The following is a 19,664-nucleotide window of genomic DNA, read 5'->3' on the forward strand; positions in this document are numbered from 1 at the left end:
GTTTGGCAGTTTCGCGATAGATTTTGCCATTCTAGCGCGCGACAGGCATGAGGCATCGCACGCATCATCGGGGTTCTTCTGGCCCTCATGAGATTGCATCCGATGTCCACCGCCGCCCCGCGCCATGCGCTTTTTCCGCTCGTCGCCATCCTGCTCTGGTCGGGCAACGTGATGGTTTCGCGGCTCTCCGCGCACACCATCGACCCGTACGCCATCACGTTCTGGCGCCTCGTGCTGGCCGTCGCGCTGATGAGCCTGTTCGTGCCCGCCGCCGCCTGGCGCAACCGCGCCGCCATCGTGCCGCAATTGCCGAAGCTCGCGCTGCTCGGCCTGCTCGCCATGGCGCTGTTCCAGTGTTTGTCCTACGCGGCGGCGAAAACCACCACGGCCACCAATATGTCGATCATGACGGCGCTGGTGCCCTTGCTCACAATGCTGCTCTCCGTCGCCTTGCTCGGCGAAACGCCTACCGCCGGGATGACTTGCGGCGGCGTGATTTCGTTCGCGGGACTGCTCTGGCTGATCACCGCCGGGCGGCCCGCAGCGCTGCTCGCGGGCGGCGTCCATAGCGGCGATCTGCTGATGCTCGTCGCGGCGCTCGCGTATGCGCTTTATGGCGTGCTGTTGCGCCGCTGGCACGTGGGTTTGCCGTCGTGGCAATCGACGTATTGTCAGGCGATCGCCGCGCTGCTGTTCATGCTCGTGCCGCTTTCGCGTCTGCCGATCGCCGGGGCGTTGCCCAATCGCGCCAGCCTGCCGCTGATCGCCTATGCAGGATCGCTGGCTTCAGTCGTGCTGCCGTTTTTCTGGATGCAGGGCGTCAAGCATCTGGGCCCGAATCGCTGCAGCATGTATATGAACCTGCTGCCGGTGTTCACGGCGGCGCTGGCCGTGGGCGTATTCGGCGAGCAATTGCATGCGTATCACCTGTTGGGCGGCGTGACGGCGCTCGCGGGTGTGTTGCTCGCGCAAACGTGGCGAACGCCGCTTGCGCGATCGATACGCACGAAGCAAAAAGACAGGATTACGAATCATCCATCGATTTCAGAAAATCGATAAACGCCCTGAGCGGCGCGGGCACATGACGCCGCCCAGGATAGTAGAGAAATGGCCCGGAGAATTCCGGCCACCAGTCCGCCAGCACCGGCACCAGCGCACCGCTGGCGAAATGCGGCGCAAGCATGTCCTCGAACAGCGCCACCACGCCCGCGCCGCGCAGCGCCATTTCCGTCACGAGATCGAGCGACCCGGCGGGCTTCACCACCACTTGCCCCGGCGGATCGAGCCGCACGGTTTCGCCATCGCGCTGATATTCCCAGATCGCCATCGCGCCGCCCGCAAAACGGATGCGCAGGCACGCATGATCGAGCAGATCGCGCGGATGTTCAGGCACGCCGCGCGCCGCGAGATAAGCGGGCGAAGCGGCGGTGGCAAAGCGCTGCGTGCGCGGGCCGATCGGCAGCGCGATCATGTCCTGATCGAGCCGCTCGTCGTAGCGGATGCCCGCATCGCAACCGGCCTGCAACACATCGACGAAACCGTCCTCCACCATCACTTCCACGCGGATTTCCGGATAGGCCTGCGCGAACGGCGCGAGGATCGGCGGCAGCACGCTGCGCGCGACATTGGCCGGCACATTCAGGCGCAGCACGCCAGCGGGCCGGTCGCGATAACCGTTGAGCACGTCGAGCGCCGCTTTCATTTCGGCGAACAGCGGCGTGATGGTTTCGAGCAGACGTTGCCCCGCTTCGGTCGGCGCGACGCTGCGCGTGGTGCGATTGAGCAAGCGCAGCCCGAGCTTCGTTTCGAGCCGTCGCACGGCAGTGCTCAAACTGGACGCCGACACGCCGCCCGTGCGCGCCGCATCGCGAAAACCGCCCGCCCGCGCGACAGCGGCGAATGCGGCAAGGTCGTTCATCTCGAAGGCGAGATTCGGCTGCAGACGCGTTTCCTGATTCATGGCGATGGCGTGTGAGTACAGACATCGCCATTGTGCAAAATTTTGCACAACCCGTGCGGATCAGATGGGATTATCCAACAGCGCAACTGCGCCCATACCGGCGCCATCCCTTTTCGAGGAGAACGCCATGACGCAAGCAACGCAGACGCAGACTCAGTCCCCCGCACGCCGCTTCAATCTCGCTGGCCGCGCGGTCAACCGCATGGGCTATGGCGCCATGCAACTCGCTGGTCCTGGCGTGTTCGGGCCGCCGAAAGACCGCGCGCAGGCCGTCGCGGTGCTGCGCGAAGCCATCGCGCTGGGCGTGAATCACATCGATACCAGCGATTTTTACGGCCCGCACGTGACCAACCAGATCATCCGCGAGGCGCTGCATCCGTATCCCGCCGATCTCACGCTCGTAACCAAGGTGGGCGCGGTGCGCGACGACCAGGGCGCCTGGCTGCCCGCGCAAGACCCCGCCGATCTCGAACGTGCCGTTCACGACAATCTGCGCAATCTCGGCCTGGAAACGCTGGATATCGTGAATCTGCGCGTCATGGGCGACGTCCACCAGCCCTCCGAAGGCCCGATCGAGCGTCAGATGGACGCGCTCGCGACGCTGCGCCAGCGCGGCCTCGTGCGCGACATCGGCCTGTCGAACGCGACGGCAAAGCAGATCGCCGACGCCAGCCGCATCGCGCCGATCGTCTGCGTGCAGAACCACTACAACCTCGTGAATCGCACCGACGACGCGCTGATCGACACGCTCGCCGCCCAGGGCATCGCCTATGTGCCGTTCTTCCCGCTCGGCGGATTCACGCCGATTCAATCGTCGGCGCTGTCGGATATCGCGCAGTCGCTGGGCGCAACGCCGATGACCGTCGCGCTCGCCTGGCTGCTGCATCGCGCGCCCAATGTGCTGCTGATTCCGGGGACGTCGTCAGTTGCGCATCTGCGCGAGAACATGCAGGCGGAGTCGCTCGCGCTGAGCGCGGACGTGCTCGCGAAGCTCGACGCGATCGGCAGGCAGGCGGCCTGAGCGTAATCATGCCGGTTTGAGTCGCGGGCCCTGGGCGAAAGAACGCGAAAGGTGAGCCGCCGCACACGCGGGTATGGACCTTGCATCCAGAATGGTTTCAGCGTGGATTCGGCGGCGATCCGGCATCGGTTCGCCGCCAGCGGCACGCGTTTCCGGGAGGACCGACGATGCCTGCAAACCCAAACCGGCAGCGCACTCGCCTGGCGGCATGGCTAGCGGCGCTGGCCTTGTTCGCATTCGACGCGCAAAACGCCCTGGCAGCCGGAAAATTCGACGGCACCTGGAGCGTCACGCTCACCTGCGCGACCGGCCCGGACGGCGCTTACAGCTATACCTTCCATTTTCCGGCCACCGTCGTCGATGGCGTGATGCACGGCGAACGCGGCGATAAAGGCCGCGGCGGCTGGTTCACACTCGACGGCAAGATCGAACCCGATGGCGCCGCCACCTTGCTCGGTCAGGGGCTGACCAGCGCACCCGGCTATTCGGTCGGCCATCTCGATCCGCGCACGCCTTACGAGACAACATCAGCGCCCATTTCGACGCGGCTTCGGGCACCGGCTCGCGCACGACCACGCGACAATGCGACTTCGTGTTCGTGAAGCAATAAGCGCACGCCGGCATTGGCACACAAACCGCACACAACTCGCACACAACCCGCAGACGAAAAAAAGCCGCGGCTCGAACACCGCGGCTCATCAAGTCCTGCCACTCTCATCCGCCGCGCGCCGCTCCCTCAAACGGCGCGCGCGGGAACCCCGTGCTTGTCCTGTGTCAGTTCGTATGCAGAAACCGCATCAGGTTTGCGGATCTGCCGATGCGTCACCAGCGTCGGCTTGCTGCGTGCCGTCGTCGGCGGGCTTTTCATCCTCTTTCTTCTCGACCATCTTTTCGAGCGCCCCCGCGCCTTCGAAACCGGCGACCGCTGCGGCCGCCTTGGTCAGAAAACCGGCGTCAGGATCAACCTTCTCCGCCGCTTCGACGGCCGCCACTGCGCCGGCGATTTCGCCCACCTTGTCCAGAATGCCCATTTGACCCCTCCGGTTCATGCGAGTTGGCGCGTGGGCGGCGAAAAAATCCGCCCGCTGCGCCGCCGATGCCACCACTACGATCCCTGCGTTTTTGCCTGTCGAGGTGCCGCCGACATCGTGCTGACGACGGCGCACCGTTCTCCCACCGCATGCGCCTCATGCGACCTGAATCGAGGCGCTAACGTTGATGCATTGTGGGCGAGCGCGACAGGCTCAGCAATCATAAATCGCTGTTTCTGACAATGGTTAACGATTCAATCTTCGGATGTTTATTGCGATGCATCAATGACTTACCTATACTTTCTTCGTCTCCTCCATGTCTCCTTTGACGTGGTTCAAGCCCGCCTCCCCGCGGGCTTTTTTCTTTTACGCGGCACGCATCGCAGCGGAGTGCCTCGCCCCGCCCACGCATGCGCTGGCATAATCCTGGTTCCTTTTTTCTTCCCCCTTGCCAGGCCGTTGCAATGAACCTCCATACCTGGTGGCTGTTCCTCGCCACTGTCTTCGTCGTCTGCGCCATCCCCGGCCCCAATATGCTGCTCATCATGTCGCACGGCGCGCAGTACGGTCTGCGCCGCACCAGCGCGACCATGGGCGGCTGCCTGTCCGCGCTCGTGCTGATGCTGGCCGTCTCCGCCGCCGGGCTGGGCGTGTTCCTGCAGGCATGGCCGACGATGTTCAACGTGCTGCGTTTTGTCGGCGCGGGTTATCTGGTGTATCTGGGCATCAAGGCCTGGAGCGCGCCGGTCGAGCGCAACGAAGCCGCCGACGCCAGCGCGCAAGCGCTCGCCGCCCGCCCGGCACGTTCGCCCGGCACGCTGTTCCGCAACGGTTTTCTGGTGGCCAGCAGCAATCCGAAGGCGATTCTGTTCGCCGCCGCGCTGCTGCCGCAGTTCATCGACGCGAGCCGTCCCACGCTGCCGCAATTCGGCGTGCTGGTGGCGACGTTCGCGGTGTGCGAAGTGAGCTGGTATCTGGTTTATGCGAGCTTCGGCACGCGCATCGGTGTCACGCTCAAGAGCCAGCGCGTGGCGAAGGTATTCAATCGCGTGACCGGTGGCGTTTTTGTCGGCTTCGGCGCGATGATGGCTTTGATGCGGCAGTAAGCGGTAGCGCGCCGCGAAGAAAGTGACCTAAGAAACAAGTGACCCAGGAAACACGAAGGGCGGCCTCGAGCCGCCCTTTTTTATGCGCGCCGGAATAGGCCGATCAATGCGCCGGATTACGGCGATTGATGTGCTCGTCCAGGATCGCATCGGCGATGGCGCGGGCGCGTTTGCTGGAACGGGCGTCGAGCATGGCGATGACAATCGATGCCGCGAAAATCAACAGGCTGAACGTGACGACGATGCCGGCCAGCCAGGGCACCGGCATATTGCGCAAGTCGGATACCGAATAGCTGCCCGCCTCGAAATGCGCCGCGGCCATGCCGCAGTAGTGCATCCCGCATACCGCCACGCCCATCACGACCGCCGAGCTGATCTGGCGCGTGCGGCGCATCGCGCTGCGGCGGCGCAGATCGAAGGCCAGCAGCAACGCCGCCCCGCTCGCAATGATCGCGATGATGACGGAGAGGATCACTAACCAGGTCTGGTAGTGAATGGCGGGACAGATATCCATCGCCCACATGCCGAGATAATGCATGCCGGCGACGCCGAGACCCATCGCGACGGCGGCGCCCGCGAGCAGCGGCCAGCGCAATTCATAGCGGCACAGCGGCAGAAAACCGATGGCGGACGCAACGATTGCAATCGCGAGCGAAGCCAGCGTAGCGGGAATGTTGTAGCCGACCGCGATCGGCAGATGGAACGCCAGCATCGCGATGAAGTGCATCGACCAGATGCCGAGCCCCATGATGCAGCCGCCGAATGCAATCCACGGCAACAGCGGACGTTTGCCGATCACATCCAGACGATCGGAAATATCCAATGCCGTGAACGATGCGAAGATCGCCAGCAGACAGGAAAGCGCGACAAGCGAGGGATCGTAGTAGCCGGTCATGTTCGTTCAACTCGTGTGAACTGCGTTGTGCGAGGCTCGAGCCAGGACGCGAGTACCACTTCCCCGGGCGTCCGTTTCGTCTTAACAATCACATCGAGTATACATAGAAACCTTTGCGCGCAATAGCAAGGCAGAACCCGAATCACGCAAAAGCGAACATGAGCGAATACGTAGAAATGACCGCTTTTTTAGGGGCTTTCTGACGATCTGAACGATTGTAGAACGTGATTTATGCAAACAGCATTAAATCTTTAGAAGCGAAACTCAGTCGATATTTAGTTAATAGCGCAATAGTGAAACGGGCATGCGCACCTTGAGGGCGCATGCCCGGTAACGCAGTCACTTTCGCGGCGCGGGCCACGAACCGCGTTTGACGATCGACCAGTAAACCCAACCGGTCAAGGCCAGCGCAACGGCTCCGAGCAGCGTGGGCAACAGCAGAAACGACCAGCCCGGCTGCGCCATGAAAATGATGACGGGATTGCTGCCTGCGGGCGGATGCACGGTCCGCGTGAGCATCATCAGCATCAATGCGCAGGCGGCGGCGCATGCCATCGGCATGTAGCCGGGGCCGAACAGGTGCAGGCAGAGCAAGCCGGTCAAGGACGTCAGCACATGACCGCCGATGATGTTACGCGGCTGTGAAAACGGGCTGGCCGGAAAACCGAACAGCAGCACGCAGGTCGCGCCAAACGAACCGAGCATCCAGGGTTGCGCGCTCTTTTGTGCCAGCGTACCGACGAGAGCCAGCGCAACGAACGCGCCCAGACCGGCCAGCGCAATGCTGCCGGCCTGAACGCGCCACGTTGCGGCCCCGTTGGTTCCGGCGCTAACGGCGGACGGGGAGGTCATGGTTCTCAGGCCACCTTGAAGCGCGCCGCTTCTTCCGAGCCCTTCGTCGCGTTGCCGGCGCTATAGGAATGCGCGCCCACGCCCGCGAGTTCCCCGCCCTGCACGATCAGATATTCATCGCGGATCGGGCGGCCTTCGAAATAGCACTCGAGAATTTCGCGCGTGCCGGCCGCGTAGCGCGCCTGCGCCGAAAGACTCGTGCCGGAGATATGCGGCGTCATGCCCTGATGCGGCATGCTGCGCCACGGGTGATCGGCCGGCGCGGGCTGCGGGAACCACACGTCGCCGCCGTAGCCCGCAAGCTGGCCGCTCTTGAGCGCATCGACAACGGCGTCGCGGTCGCAGAGCTTGCCGCGCGCCGTGTTGATCAGGTAGGCGCCGCGCTTGAAATGCTTGAGCGTCGCCGCGTTGATCATATGCTCGGTTTCCGGGTGCAGCGGGCAATTCAGCGTCACGACATCGCACGCCTTCGCCAGACTTTCCAGGCTCGTGTGATACGTGAGGTTCAGTTCCTTTTCGACCGATTCGGGTAAACGGTGACGATCGAGATAATGCAGTTTCATATCGAACGGCTTGAGCAGACGCAGCACGCGCAGGCCGATACGTCCCGCCGCAACCGTGCCCACATGCATGCCTTCGACGTCATACGAACGCTCGACGCAATCGGCGATATTCCAGCCGCCCTTATTTGCTATGTTCTGCGAAGGAATGTAGTTACGCACCAGCGCGAGGGTCGTCATCACCACATGTTCGGCCACGCTGTTGCTGTTGCAATACGTGACTTCCGCCACGGTGATGCCGCGATCCATCGCGGCCTGCAGATCGGTGTGATCCGAACCGATACCGGCGGTCACGATCATCTTGAGCTTGCGCGCTTTCGCAATGCGCTCGGCGGTCATATAGGCCGGCCAGAACGGCTGCGAAATCACGATCTCGGCGTCATGCAATTCGCGGTCGAGCACGCTGTCCGAACCGTCCTTGCTCGAGGTGACGATCAGTTGGTGGCCGTTCGATTCCAGATACTGGCGCAAGCCCAGTTCGCCCGACACGCAGCCCAGCAAATGCCCCGGCGTGAAGTCGATGCCGCGCGGCGTGGGCGTGGTTTGACCGTCGGGATAACGGGTGATTTCGGGAAGCGTGTCACGGGCATACTGCTTCGGCATACCGTTGACCGGATCGTCGTACAGCACACAAATGATTTTTGCCACGATATCTGTCTCCACTCTGATTGAACAGGAACCGGTGCACTGTGGCAGCCGGCTTTCCGGTCGCGTTGCTTGTGTTCCAGCGACAGACAGAGTGTTGTCGATGAGGCGCACACGGGTCCAATCGATTCGACGGATTGGCTGATAAGCGCGGCTTATCAACCATGCGCCCGCAACGATTCATGGGCGATCGAGCAAGGCGTCGAACTCGTCCTGCAGATCGAGTTGCTTCGCGGCCTCCCACATCGCCGCAACGTGGCGCGGCCGCGAAGGCAGATTGCGGGTAATCAGGCCGATTTCGCGCGTGACTTCGGGTTCGAGCGGCGTCGCTTTCATCTGGCGCGCGCTATCCGCAATGCTCAGCACGCTATGCGGCAGCACGGTATGCAGGCGCGCATGCTGCACGTTGGCGATCAAGGCAAGCAGCGAATCCGCCTCCAGAATCACTTTGGGCTCCACGCCCGCGCGCCGGAACGCGGCATTGATCACCTGACGGTTCTGCATCGACGAATCCAGCAGCGCGAACTGCAATTCGCCCACATCGTCCCAGCGACCGGCGCCCTTGCACGCGCCCGCACCGGAATCTGCCGGCGACATCAGCACGTAGCGTTCGCAGTAAAGCGAAAGCACGTCGAAGCCCGCCTGGGTGTGATCGTCGAGATAGGTGAAGCCGATGTCGAGATCGTAATCGTCGAGCTGGCGCAGGATCGCCGCCGAACTCAAGGAGCGCACCGAATAGCACAGCAGCGGATGCGCCTCGCGGCAAGCCGCCAGCAGCAGATTGACGATGGGCATGGTGGTGGGAATCACGCCGATCCTGATCGTGCCGGTCAGCATGCGCGAAGCGAGCGCGTCCTGGCGCATATGTTCGAGCGCGGCAATCGTCTCGCGCGCCCAGCCGAGAATGCGCTCGCCGTCTTCGGTGAAGCCCAGGAAGCGGCGGCCGCGCCGCACGATCATGAGGCCGAGTTCGGCTTCGAGACTGCGTATCGCCGACGAAAGCGCCGGTTGCGAGACATTGCACAGCTCGGCGGCGCGCGCGAAGTGCTGCTCTTTGGCGAGCGTCACCAGGTAGTTGAGTTGCCGTATGAACATCGCTCGTACCTCGGGTTGCGGGGTCGCGGGCGCGAGTTTGCCCCGCGCCCTTCGATATATCGAGCGATATATTACGCTTCAACGCGTCATGCGGGTCGCCCTCGCCTTCAGTTGCCGCTGCCGCCAATAGCCCACCGCCGCCAGCGCCGCGCAACAGCCGAGCGTGGCCACCACTTCGCGCCGATGATCTTCGCTGAGCACCATCACCACAAACGCGCCGCCAATCAGCAACACAACCAGCGCGCCAAGAAAGGGATGCAGCCACATCTTCACCTTCAAAGGCCCCGCTGCCACAAGGCGCTTGTGCAGGCGCAACTGGCTGACCGCAATCACGAGATAAACGAGTAATGCAATCGCGCCGGTAGTGGAAAGCAAGGCATCGAAGACATATTTGGGCGCCAGATAATTCGCGCCGCACGCGACGAAGGCTACGAGACTCGATGCCATCACCGCGCGCGCCGGCACGCCATTGCCCGTCGTGCGCGTGAGAAAACCCGGCGCCTGTTTGCGCGTGCCGAGCGAATACATCATTCTCGATGCGGTATAGAGCGCGGAATTCAGGCAACTGCCGACTGCAACGAGGATGAGTCCATCGGTAATGAGTTTGGCATAGGGAATATGGAAACGCTGAAGCACCGCCTGATAGGCGCCCATTCGCGTCAATTCAGGATCGTTCCACGGCACGGTGCAGATGATGACCAGAATCGATCCGATATAGAAAAGCGAAATGCGCCAGACGACCGAGGTAATCGCACGGCCAATTTCCCGCGCGGGATTTTCCGATTCGGCCGCCGCAATCGTCACGACTTCGGTGCCGAGAAACGTAAACATCGTCGTCAATAACGCACCGATAATCGGCGCGATGCCGCGCGGAATAAATCCGCCGTGTCCGGTGACGGTCTGCCAGGGCGTGAGATGCACCGTCGGCACGAAGCCCGACAAAGCCGCAATACCGCAGCCGATAAAAATCAGAATCCCCGTGACCTTGATAATGGCGAACCAGAATTCCATCTCGCCGTAATTCTTCACGCTGGCGAGATTGGCGATGGTGAGCGCCGCGGTCACCAGCACGGAAAGCTGCCAGACCGGCACATCAGGCAACCAGCTGTTCAGGATGTTGGCGGCCGCCGTGGCTTCGAGCGGCACCACCAGCACCCAGAACCACCAGTACATCCAGCCGATGGTAAAGCCCGCCCAGGAGCCGATCGCCTTGTCAGCGTAAGTGGAGAACGAGCCGGAATCGGGCATCGCGCAGGCCATTTCGCCCAGCATGCGCATCACCGTCACCACCAGCAGGCTGCCGAACACATAGGCGAGCAGCGCAGCGGGCCCGGCTTCGGCGATCGCGTGGCCCGAGCCGACGAACAGCCCCGCGCCAATACTTCCGCCGATCGAGAGCATGACCACGTGGCGCTGCTTGAGTCCGTCGGCAAGACGCCGCGAGTTCGGGCCGGTATCCGCGCGTTGATCGATCGCATCGACAGTCAGTTCTGCGTAGCCGCCAGTCGCAGCATCAAACATGCGGGCGGGCCGTTCTATCTGTCGCATATGTCTTCCTCCGTGGTTTTTGTCGGGGACAACGTCAGGCAAGGCCTTCGTTCGCATTCATCATCCCGGCGCAAAAAACGGCGGGCATAGAACCATTCCGACCGCGCATAGAACGGTCGCGACAGCCCCGCGTGCGCGCCATTCCCCCTGTTTCCCCAGCCAGCGGGCTCCGCGCCCTTGTCCAGCGGACTTCACCAGGGTAAACCCTTAGCCAATTTCGACAAAAATTCGGCGCTGCTCATGCCCATTCGTAGAGCGTAAACCCTTATTTTTGCTCGGTCTAATTCAAACCTATACTCAGTCTACAATTTGTATACATTGATATTGGACGGCAGAAGACGCTGTTTCAATCGACGCTCTGGAAGACGCCGTCGTGCTGTACGGCCCCGAGGGGCGGCGCATGAAAGGTGTGCGCACGCATCCGGAGGTGCAGTGGGTTTCAAGGCGATATTGGAATTAGAAATGCAAACGGTTACCTCGCTCCCCGCGGACGACAAGATGTGCGGCTGGTATCACACGAGTCGTGCACGCACGCCCAAAGCCGCCCACACGGGCGAATCGAAAGCCCGCTGGGCCGTGATCGGCGCCGGCTTCACCGGCCTCGCCGCCGCCCGGCAACTCGCGCTGAACTTCCCCGACGATGAAGTCGTGCTGATCGACGCCCAGGAAGTGGGCTATGGCACGTCGGGCCGCAATGCCGGTTTCGCGATCGACCTGCCGCACGACATCGGCGCGGACGATTACATCGGCGATATCGACACGGCCAGGATCACGCTCAAGCTCAACCTGCTCGGCCAGACGATCCTGCGCGACCTGGTGAACGAGCACGGCATCGACTGCCACATGACGGCATCGGGCAAATATCAGGCGGCGGTGGAAGAGCGCGGCGTGGCGGTGCTCGACGCCTATCGGCGCGGGCTCGACAAGCTGGGGCAACCGTATGAAGTGATCGACGGCGCGGCGCTGCCCGACCACATCGGCACGTCGTTCTATCGCAAGGCGCTGTTCACGCCGGGCACCGTGCTCGTGCAGCCTTCGGGGCTCGTGAAGGGTCTGGCCGACTGCCTGCCGCCCAACGTCACGCTCTATGAACACACGCCGATTACCGATGTGGAATACGGCGACAAGATCGTGCTGGCGCATCGCAACGGCCGCATCGTCGCCGATAAGCTGGTGCTCGCCAACAACGCCTTCGGCATGCGCTTCGGCTTCCTCCAGCGCACCATGCTGCCGGTGTTCCTCTACGCAAGCCTCACGCGCCCGCTCACGGCCGCCGAGCAGTTTGCACTGGGTGGCAAGCCGTTCTGGGGCGTGATTCCCGCCGATCCGTTCGGCAGCACGCTGCGCCGCACGCACGACAACCGCATCCTCGTGCGCAACAGCTTTTCGTTCAATCCCGATGGCCGCCCGAAAGAACAGAATCTCTCGCGTTTCGCAGACCGCCATCGTCTGTCCTTCGACCGGCGCTTCCCGATGCTGCCCGATGTCGATTTCGAATACACGTGGAGCGGATCGCTCGCGCTTTCGCAGAACCACAAGGGCTTTTTCGGCCAGCTCGCGCCGAACGTTTTTGGCGCACTCTGCTGCAACGGTCTGGGCATCACGCGTGGCACGGTAACGGGCACGCTGCTCGCCGACTGGCTCGCGGGCAAGCCCAATGACCTGACGAATTTCCTGCTCGAAACCTCGGGGCCGAACAAGGCGCCGCCCGAGCCGTTCCTCTCGCTCGGCGTCAACGCCACCCTCTGGTGGGGGCAGCGCAAAGCCGGGCTCGAAAGCTGATTCGCAACTCGACTGCGATGGATCGCGACAAATCGGCAAATCTTTATTCAGACCGATCGCACCTTAGACGAAGCACAGAACGCCGCGAATGTGGTTCGCACCACGAAGCATAGCGTTCCATTTCATGGAAGGAGACAGGCAATGTCGAACAATCACGTGTCCATCGAGGACGTTCCGCTCAATGGATTTCATCAGCTGCTCACGATCCGATCGAGCGGCGGCTGGCTCATGGACGGCTATGTTCTGAGCATTATCGGCGTGGCGATGGTGCAGTTTTCCTCGGCGCTCGGTTTGACCAGTTTCTGGGAAGGCATGGTGGCGGCTTCCGCGCTGCTCGGCATCTTCGCAGGCGGCTTTCTGGGCGGCTGGCTGTCCGATCGCATCGGGCGTCAAAAACCCTATTTTTTCGGGCCCGTTATTTTCTTCGTGTGCTCGCTCGCGCAATTCTGGGTGCAGTCCGGCGAAGCCTTGTTCGTGCTGCGTTTTCTGATCGGCATTGGCGTGGGCATTGAATATCCCGTGGCCGGTTCGCTGCTGGTCGAATTCATGCCGCGCAAATATCGCGGTCCGCGTCTGGCGATGCTGACGATCATCTGGTTCCTTGGCGCGGCGCTCGCTTATATCGTCGGCAATCTGATTCTCAGCAGCCACGCACACGACGCCTGGCGCTGGGTGCTGGCGAGCCCGGCGGTGATCGGTCTGGTGCTGTTCATCGTGCGCATCGGCACGCCGGAATCGCCGCGCTGGCTGCTCAGCAAAGGCCGTCAAGCCGAAGCCGAAGCGATCATCAAGAAGGTCTACGGTCCGTCGTTCTCGCTGAAGAATCTGCCTGAAGAAACCGCTCAAAAGAAGACTTCGCTGCTGGATCTGCTGCACTCCGGTTATGGCAAGCGCATGTTGTTCGTCACGGTGTTCTGGAGCTGTTCGGTAATTCCGGTGTTCGCGGTCTATTCGTTCGCGCCGCGCGTGCTCGAAGCGCTCAATCTGACCGGTCAATGGGAATCGCTGGGCTCGGTGGCCATCACGCTGCTGTTCGTGGTCGGTTGCATCATCGCGACGCGCATCATCAATGTGATTGGCCGCCGTGCGATGGTGATTCACAGCTTCCTCTGGTCCGCGCTCGCGCTGCTTGCGCTCGGCGCCTGCTCGAACGGTTCGGCCATTCTGATTCTCGTGCTGTTCGGCGCCTATGCCGTGTTGATCGGCGGCGCGCAAGTGCTGCAACTGGTCTACCCCAACGAAATTTTCCCGACCGATATCCGCGCGTTCGCAGTGGGCATGGGCGCATCGCTCTCGCGCATCGGCGCGGCGGTTGGCACCTGGCTTGTGCCGATTGCGCTCAATAGCGTCGGCATCGGCAACACCATGTATGCAGCAGCGGCCGTGTCGTTCGTCGGTCTGGCCGCGTCGCTCGCACTCGCACCGGAAACGCGCTCGCTCAGCTTGCAGGAAGCCGCTTCCCTCAATCACTGATCACCCCGCTCACCTTATTTTTCACGGAAACACATCATGAAATTCGAAGGCATCTACACCCCGGCGATCACGCCCCTCGACGCTGCTGGCCAGATCGATAAAAAGGCCTTTGCCGAAGTGCTCGAATCGCTGATCGCGGCGGGCGTGCACGGCATCATCATCGGCGGTTCGACCGGCGAGTATTACGCGCACACGGCGCAGGAACGTTTCGACCTCGGCGCTCTGGCGAAGGAAGTGATTGGCTCGCGCACCGCGCTGATCATCGGCACGGGCGCCGTGCGCACGGAAGATTCGGTCGAGTACGCGAAAGCCGCGAAGGCCATCAAGGCCGATGCGATCCTCGTGGGCTCGCCGCCCTACGCACTGCCCACCGAACAGGAAAATGCCGAGCACGCACTCGCGATCGATCGCGCCGCGGATCTGCCGATCATGCTCTACAACTACCCCGGCCGCATGAGCGTTTCGATGGGCCGCGAGTTCTTCCGCACCGTGACGGCCGCGTCGAAGAACTTCGTCGCGATCAAGGAAAGCTCGGGCCAGACGGGCCAACTGCATATGCTGGCGCGCGAATTCCCGCAACTGGGCCTGTCGTGCGGCTGGGACGATCAGGCGCTGGAATTCTTCGCATGGGGCGCGCGCAGCTGGGTCTGCGCCGGTTCGAACTTCCTGCCGGCCGAACATATCGCGCTGTACCAGGCATGCGCCGTTGAAAACGACTTCGCCAAGGGCCGCCGCATCATGTCCGCGATGCTGCCGCTGATGGACTTCCTCGAAGAAGGCAAGTTCGTGCAGTCGATCAAGCATGGCTGCGAAATCATCGGCCTGCGTAGCGGCGGCGTGCGCGCCCCGCTCAAGGGTCTCGACGAAGACCAGAAGCAGCGCCTGCAAACCATCGTCACCGAACTGAAGCGCGAAGTGGCTGCTGTCACCGGAGGTCAAGCCTGATGGCCGATCTGCTCAATGCAGCGCAGTACGCAGCGCTGGCCGCGCAACTGCGCTTTCCCACCCAGGCCTTTGTCGACGGCGCATTTCGTCCTTCGAAATCCGGCGCAACGTTCGAAACGACCAATCCGGCTAACGGCGAAGTGCTCGCGCAAATTTCCGCATGCAACGCCGCCGATGTCGACGATGCCGTCGCCAGCGCGCGCGCCGCGTATCAGGACGGCCGCTGGCGCAATCTGCCGCCGTCGCGCCGCAAGTCGATTCTGCTGAAGTTCGCCGATCTTCTGGAAACGCACGCGCACGAACTCGCGACGATGGAAAGCCTCGACAGCGGCAAGCCCATTCGCGAATGCCAGAATACCGACGTTCCCGAAACGATCCATACGATTCGTTGGCATGCCGAACTGATCGACAAGATTTACGATTCCACCGCGCCGGTCGGTTCGAACGCGCTGTCGATGGTGGTACGCGAGCCTATCGGCGTGGTCGGCCTCGTGCTGCCGTGGAATTTCCCGCTGCTGATGCTGGCGTGGAAAATCGGCCCGTCGCTTGCGGCCGGTTGCTCCATCGTCGTCAAGCCCGCGAAGGAAACCACGCTCACTGCCCTGCGCGTGGCCGAACTCGCGCACGAAGCGGGCGTGCCTGCCGGCGTGTTCAACGTGCTGCCCGGCGGCGGCCAGGAAGTGGGCGAGCCGCTCGGCCTGCACATGGACGTCGATATGGTCAGCTTCACCGGCTCGACCGCAACGGGCCGGCGCTTCCTGCATTACGCGGCCGAGTCCAACCTCAAGCGCATCGTGCTCGAATGCGGCGGCAAGAACCCCGCCGTGGTGCTCAAGGACGCGGACGATCTGGACGCCGTCGCGCAGCACGTCGTCAACGGCGCGTTCTGGAATATGGGCGAAAACTGCTCGGCCTCGTCGCGTCTGATCGTGCATGCCGATATCAAGGACGCGCTGCTCGAACGCATCGGCGTGCAGATGCGCGAATGGAAAATGGGCGATCCGCTCGATCCCGAACACCGCATCGGCGCGATGGTCAGCAAGTCGCACTTCGAGAAAGTGCGCGCGTATCTGGAGCAGGCGCAGACCGAACAACTGCGCGTGGCCTTCGGCGGCGACACGCAGCGCGGCATTTTCGTCGAGCCGACCGTGGTCGACGGCGTGAGCGCCGCAAGCCGTCTGTTCCAGGAAGAGATCTTCGGCCCGGTGCTTGCCGTCACGACCTTCAAGGATATCGACGAAGCGATCGAACTCGCCAATGACTCTGTCTATGGTCTCGCCGCGTCGGTCTACACGAGCAATCTGAATCACGCGATCCGTCTGTCGCGCGAGATCCGTGCGGGCGTGGTGACCGTCAACTGCTTCGGCGAAGGCGATATCACGACGCCGTTCGGCGGCTACAAGGAGTCGGGTTTCGGCGGTCGCGACAAGTCGATCTGGGCGCACGACCAGTACACCGAGATCAAGACGATCTGGATCGACGTGCCCGTCTAAGCGCATAATCACGTCCGCAAAAAATTGAATCATCAAAGCAGGTTCGAGGTATGAAAAGCAAGGATACGGCCACGCTGATAGGGCTCGTCGCGATCATGTTGTGGGCGTCGATCGTGGCGCTCATTCGCGGCGTCAGCGAAAGTCTGGGCGCGACCGGCGGTGCCGCCATGATGTATTCGGTGGCCTCCGTCTTTCTCGTGTTGACGGTCGGCTTTCCGAAGCTCAGGGAATTTCCGCGTAAATACCTGATCTGGGGCAGCGTGCTTTTCGTGGCCTACGAACTGTGCCTGTCGCTGTCGATCGGCTATGCCGATAACGGGCGACAGGCCATCGAAGTCGGCATGGTCAATTATTTGTGGCCCACTTTTACGCTGGTTGCGGCGATCGTCTTCAATAAGCAGAAGGCCAATCTGCTGGTCGTGCCCGGCTTCGTGTTGTCGATGATGGGAATCGGTTGGGTGCTAGGCGGCGACCAGGGTATCGACCTGGCCGGCATGATGGCGAACGTGCGGGACAACCCGCTGAGCTACGGTTTGGCGTTCAGCGGCGCGTTGATCTGGGCGGCTTATTGCACGGTCACGGCCCGCATCGCGAACGGCAAGAACGGCGTCACGCCGTTTTTCATGCTGGTTTCGGCCGTGCTGTGGCTCAAGTTCGCGATCGAAGGCGGCGGCGCGATGACCTTCAATCTGCACGCGATCATCTACCTGCTGCTGGCCGCCGCGGCCATGGGCTTCGGCTACGCGGCCTGGAATATCGGCATTCTGCATGGCAACGCCACGGTGCTCGCGGGCGCCTCGTATTTCATCCCCGTGATTTCGGCGGCGCTGGCGGCCACGCTGCTGCACGCGCCGCTCTCCGACGCGTTCTGGCACGGCGCCATGATGGTGTGCGCCGGCTCGATTCTCTGCTGGATCGCCACCCGGCCGCGCCGCGCCAAAGTACCGGCAGCGACGCAGGAAGCCGAAATTGGGGAACGAGTACAGGAATAAAATCGGTCTGAGACCGGTTTGAGACCTGCCTCCGACCCGCGCAGCGTGCGTCGTGTGGTGAATTTTCGTTGGGCGACTTATAGTACGCAAAGCCGTACGCACAGAGTACACAAAAGATAGACAGAGATTCCCGATGAAACAGAGCCCCGACGAATCGCCCCTCGAAAACAACGCCCCCACCGACCGCAAGGCCGTTCTGGCCGACACCCTGCGCCGCCGCATCGTCAGCATGGAGCTGAAGCCAGGCGCCGTGGTGGACGAACTGGCGCTATGCGACGAATTCGGCCTGTCGCGCCCGCCCGTGCGCGAACTGATGCGCCAGATGGCCGCCGAAGGCTATATCGAACTGGAAGCGAATCGCGCGGCCCGCGTTTCGTCGATGAATTACCACTCGCTGCGCAGCTTCTTTCTGGCCGCGCCGCTGATTTACGTCGCCACGACGCAACTCGCGGCGGCCAATGCCACCGCGGCGGACGTTGCGAAGCTGCGCGAAATCCAGAAGCATTTTCGCGCCGCCATCGACGCGCATGACGTGGAAAACCGCGTGCTCTACAACGACCAGTTTCATCTGGAGATCGGCACGATGGCGCAGAACGATTATCTGATGCCCAGCCTGCGCCGCCTGTTGATCGATCACGCGCGGCTTGGCAAAACGTTTTATCGCTATCCGGCCAGCGAAAACATGCAGCACGAAATGCATGAGGCGGCGAATCAGCACGATGAAATCATCGATGCGATCGAGCGCCGCGACACGGAAGGCGCCGCCGAACTCGTGCGGGCGCACTGGGAGCTTTCGCGCCGCCACATGACGGACTACGCGATTCCCGAAGGACTGGATGTGCCGCTGACACTGGCCTGATCGACCCATCTCCAGGGGCGGTTCGCCGCCCCTTTTGTTTTCAAACTCAGCGCATCGAATATATTTCGGATTCCTTTTTATCATCACGCCGATTTCGCAGATCTCGCATCGCCCCACGCTTTCCATGCCTCCCCCGCTCGTCCCCACTCAACCGGAACCGCAGAAGCCGATTCGCTTCGGCATCGTCCTGCTGTCCAATTTCACGCTCACGGCTTTTTCGGGCTTCGTCGATCTGCTGCGCCTCGCCAGCGACGAAGGCGACCTGAGCCGCCCCGTGCGCTGTAGCTGGACGATCGTTGCCGAATCGCTTGCGCCCATTCGCGCGAGTTGCGGGATTCAGGTGACGCCATGGACGACCTTCGACGATGCCGGTCCGTTCGACTATCTGCTCGTCGTGGGCGGCCTGCTGCATTCGGGACCGTCCGCCAGCGATGCGACGCTGCGCTTCATCCGCGCGGCCGCTGCCCATGGCGCAACGCTCGTAGGCGTCTGCACGGGCGCATTCGCGCTGGCGCGCGCGGGCGTGATGGACGGCTATCGCATCTGCGTAAGCTGGTTTCACTACTGGGATTTCGTCGAGCGCTTCCCCGCCATTCCCGAAGCGAACCTGATCGCCGACCGCCTGTTCGTGATCGATCGGCGGCGCATCACCTGCTCGGGCGGGCGCGCCTCGATCGACGTGGCCGCGGCCATTCTGTTGCGGCACCTGGACGCCTCCATCGTGCAGAAAGCGCAGCGCATTCTGATCGTCGACGATGCGCAACGCGGCAACGCGCCCCAGCCTTATCCGCCAGGACTCGACCCCGCCTCGCATCCGAAGGTGCGCCGCGCCATTCTCGTGATGGAGCAGCACGTGGCCAACCCGCTGGCGCTCACGGAACTGGCGCGGCGCGTGGATACGTCCGTGCGCCAGCTCGAACGCCTGTTTATCGCCGAAACCGGCAGGTCGCCCAATGTGTATGGCCGCCAGATGCGCGTGCGCATGGCCGCGTGGATGCTGAGCGCCTCCGATCGCACCGTCGCCGATATCGCCATGTCCTGCGGATTTTCGGACGCCTCGCATCTCGGCCGCGAGTTCCGCAAGGAATTCGACGCCTCGCCCAGCGCGTATCGCCTCGCGCGCCCGCCGGTTGCGCAGGCTGAAGTGTGCGAGGAATGAGCCTGGCTTGTCGCAAATGTTCTATCACGCAGGCGGCGCCTGGCCTTAAATTGCACCAACAGCACTGCACACACCTTAGCGCCTGAAACGCTGGAACCTGAGAGCCCACACATGTTCAACCGAGCCGAAAGCACCATCGCCAACGTCGATCCCGAACTCTTTGCCGCGATCGAACTCGAGAACCGCCGTCAGGAAGAGCACATCGAACTGATCGCGTCGGAAAACTACACCTCGCCGGCCGTGATGGC

The 19,664-nt window shown here is 62.5% G+C and carries 18 protein-coding genes and 1 pseudogene; 12 read left to right on the forward strand and 7 right to left on the reverse strand.

The window, feature by feature from the left end:
* Window positions 1-102 precede the first annotated feature (102 nt).
* A complete protein-coding gene (locus G3N59_RS26270) occupies window positions 103-1,059 on the forward strand; it encodes a DMT family transporter (RefSeq protein WP_205985732.1) in 957 nt (318 codons plus the stop codon).
* Here the strand turns inward: G3N59_RS26270 and G3N59_RS26275 are convergent.
* Window positions 1,025-1,960 (reverse strand): LysR family transcriptional regulator, encoded by a 936-nt coding sequence (locus tag G3N59_RS26275; RefSeq protein ID WP_205985733.1) that lies wholly within the window; start codon window positions 1,958-1,960, stop codon window positions 1,025-1,027. The two genes, G3N59_RS26270 and G3N59_RS26275, sit on opposite strands and share 35 nt — an antisense overlap.
* Before the next feature lie 127 nt (window positions 1,961-2,087).
* Between G3N59_RS26275 and G3N59_RS26280 the strand changes: the two genes are divergently transcribed.
* Both G3N59_RS26280 and G3N59_RS26285 read left to right on the forward strand, forming a co-directional pair.
* The gene (locus tag G3N59_RS26280; protein WP_205985734.1) at window positions 2,088-2,981 is read left to right on the forward strand and encodes an aldo/keto reductase family oxidoreductase; all 894 of its coding nucleotides are present in this window, start codon (window positions 2,088-2,090) and stop codon (window positions 2,979-2,981) included.
* Between the two features lie 167 nt (window positions 2,982-3,148).
* Window positions 3,149-3,583, forward strand: a complete 435-nt coding sequence (locus G3N59_RS26285) for a hypothetical protein (protein ID WP_205985735.1) — start codon at window positions 3,149-3,151, stop codon at window positions 3,581-3,583.
* A 195-nt stretch (window positions 3,584-3,778) separates the two neighbouring features.
* Here G3N59_RS26285 and G3N59_RS26290 read toward each other — a convergent pair whose 3' ends face one another.
* The gene (locus G3N59_RS26290; RefSeq protein ID WP_205985756.1) at window positions 3,779-4,012 is read right to left on the reverse strand and encodes a hypothetical protein; all 234 of its coding nucleotides are present in this window, start codon (window positions 4,010-4,012) and stop codon (window positions 3,779-3,781) included.
* Window positions 4,013-4,476: 464 nt separating this feature from the next.
* On the opposite strand from G3N59_RS26290, the gene G3N59_RS26295 reads away from it, so the two are divergent.
* The gene (locus G3N59_RS26295; protein WP_205985736.1) at window positions 4,477-5,118 is read left to right on the forward strand and encodes a LysE family translocator; all 642 of its coding nucleotides are present in this window, start codon (window positions 4,477-4,479) and stop codon (window positions 5,116-5,118) included.
* A gap of 103 nt (window positions 5,119-5,221) precedes the next feature.
* Here the strand turns inward: G3N59_RS26295 and G3N59_RS26300 are convergent, their stop codons facing one another.
* The 5 genes from G3N59_RS26300 to G3N59_RS26320 all read right to left on the reverse strand — a co-directional run bounded on the left by G3N59_RS26300 (window position 5,222) and on the right by G3N59_RS26320 (window position 10,686).
* Window positions 5,222-6,013, reverse strand: coding sequence for an MHYT domain-containing protein (locus tag G3N59_RS26300; protein ID WP_205985737.1), 792 nt, complete (start codon window positions 6,011-6,013; stop codon window positions 5,222-5,224).
* Window positions 6,014-6,352: 339 nt separating this feature from the next.
* Window positions 6,353-6,865 (reverse strand): HPP family protein, encoded by a 513-nt coding sequence (locus G3N59_RS26305; RefSeq protein WP_205985738.1) that lies wholly within the window; start codon window positions 6,863-6,865, stop codon window positions 6,353-6,355.
* 5 nt (window positions 6,866-6,870) lie between these two features.
* Window positions 6,871-8,073: an NAD-dependent formate dehydrogenase gene (locus G3N59_RS26310; RefSeq protein ID WP_205985739.1), complete on the reverse strand. Its 1,203-nt coding sequence runs from the start codon at window positions 8,071-8,073 to the stop codon at window positions 6,871-6,873.
* 177 nt (window positions 8,074-8,250) lie between these two features.
* The gene (locus tag G3N59_RS26315; RefSeq protein ID WP_205985740.1) at window positions 8,251-9,165 is read right to left on the reverse strand and encodes a LysR family transcriptional regulator; all 915 of its coding nucleotides are present in this window, start codon (window positions 9,163-9,165) and stop codon (window positions 8,251-8,253) included.
* 78 nt (window positions 9,166-9,243) lie between these two features.
* The gene (locus G3N59_RS26320) at window positions 9,244-10,686 is read right to left on the reverse strand and encodes an amino acid permease (protein WP_205985741.1); all 1,443 of its coding nucleotides are present in this window, start codon (window positions 10,684-10,686) and stop codon (window positions 9,244-9,246) included.
* A 489-nt stretch (window positions 10,687-11,175) separates the two neighbouring features.
* Between G3N59_RS26320 and G3N59_RS26325 the strand changes: the two genes are divergently transcribed.
* The 8 genes and pseudogenes from G3N59_RS26325 to glyA form a co-directional block, all read left to right on the forward strand.
* Complete coding sequence (locus G3N59_RS26325) at window positions 11,176-12,495, forward strand: FAD-binding oxidoreductase (protein WP_205985742.1); 1,320 nt, start codon at window positions 11,176-11,178, stop codon at window positions 12,493-12,495.
* Window positions 12,496-12,636: 141 nt separating this feature from the next.
* The gene (locus G3N59_RS26330) at window positions 12,637-13,968 is read left to right on the forward strand and encodes an MFS transporter (protein ID WP_205985743.1); all 1,332 of its coding nucleotides are present in this window, start codon (window positions 12,637-12,639) and stop codon (window positions 13,966-13,968) included.
* 36 nt (window positions 13,969-14,004) lie between these two features.
* Complete coding sequence (locus G3N59_RS26335) at window positions 14,005-14,913, forward strand: dihydrodipicolinate synthase family protein (RefSeq protein ID WP_205985744.1); 909 nt, start codon at window positions 14,005-14,007, stop codon at window positions 14,911-14,913.
* Window positions 14,913-16,406, forward strand: a complete 1,494-nt coding sequence (locus G3N59_RS26340; RefSeq protein WP_205985745.1) for an aldehyde dehydrogenase — start codon at window positions 14,913-14,915, stop codon at window positions 16,404-16,406. Before G3N59_RS26335 ends, G3N59_RS26340 begins: the two co-directional genes overlap by 1 nt.
* 50 nt (window positions 16,407-16,456) lie before the next feature.
* Complete coding sequence (yddG, locus tag G3N59_RS26345) at window positions 16,457-17,398, forward strand: aromatic amino acid DMT transporter YddG (RefSeq protein ID WP_205985746.1); 942 nt, start codon at window positions 16,457-16,459, stop codon at window positions 17,396-17,398.
* A gap of 133 nt (window positions 17,399-17,531) precedes the next feature.
* On the forward strand, window positions 17,532-18,257 hold the full coding sequence (locus G3N59_RS26350; protein ID WP_205985747.1) for a GntR family transcriptional regulator: 726 nt from the start codon (window positions 17,532-17,534) through the stop codon (window positions 18,255-18,257).
* A 124-nt stretch (window positions 18,258-18,381) separates the two neighbouring features.
* Window positions 18,382-19,416 (forward strand): GlxA family transcriptional regulator, encoded by a 1,035-nt coding sequence (locus G3N59_RS26355; RefSeq protein ID WP_205985748.1) that lies wholly within the window; start codon window positions 18,382-18,384, stop codon window positions 19,414-19,416.
* A gap of 111 nt (window positions 19,417-19,527) precedes the next feature.
* A pseudogene (glyA, locus tag G3N59_RS26360) lies at window positions 19,528-19,664 on the forward strand (serine hydroxymethyltransferase); the annotation flags it as partial.

It is taken from the genome of Paraburkholderia sp. Ac-20340 (assembly GCF_017104965.1).
In the GTDB taxonomy this organism is placed as follows: domain Bacteria; phylum Pseudomonadota; class Gammaproteobacteria; order Burkholderiales; family Burkholderiaceae; genus Paraburkholderia.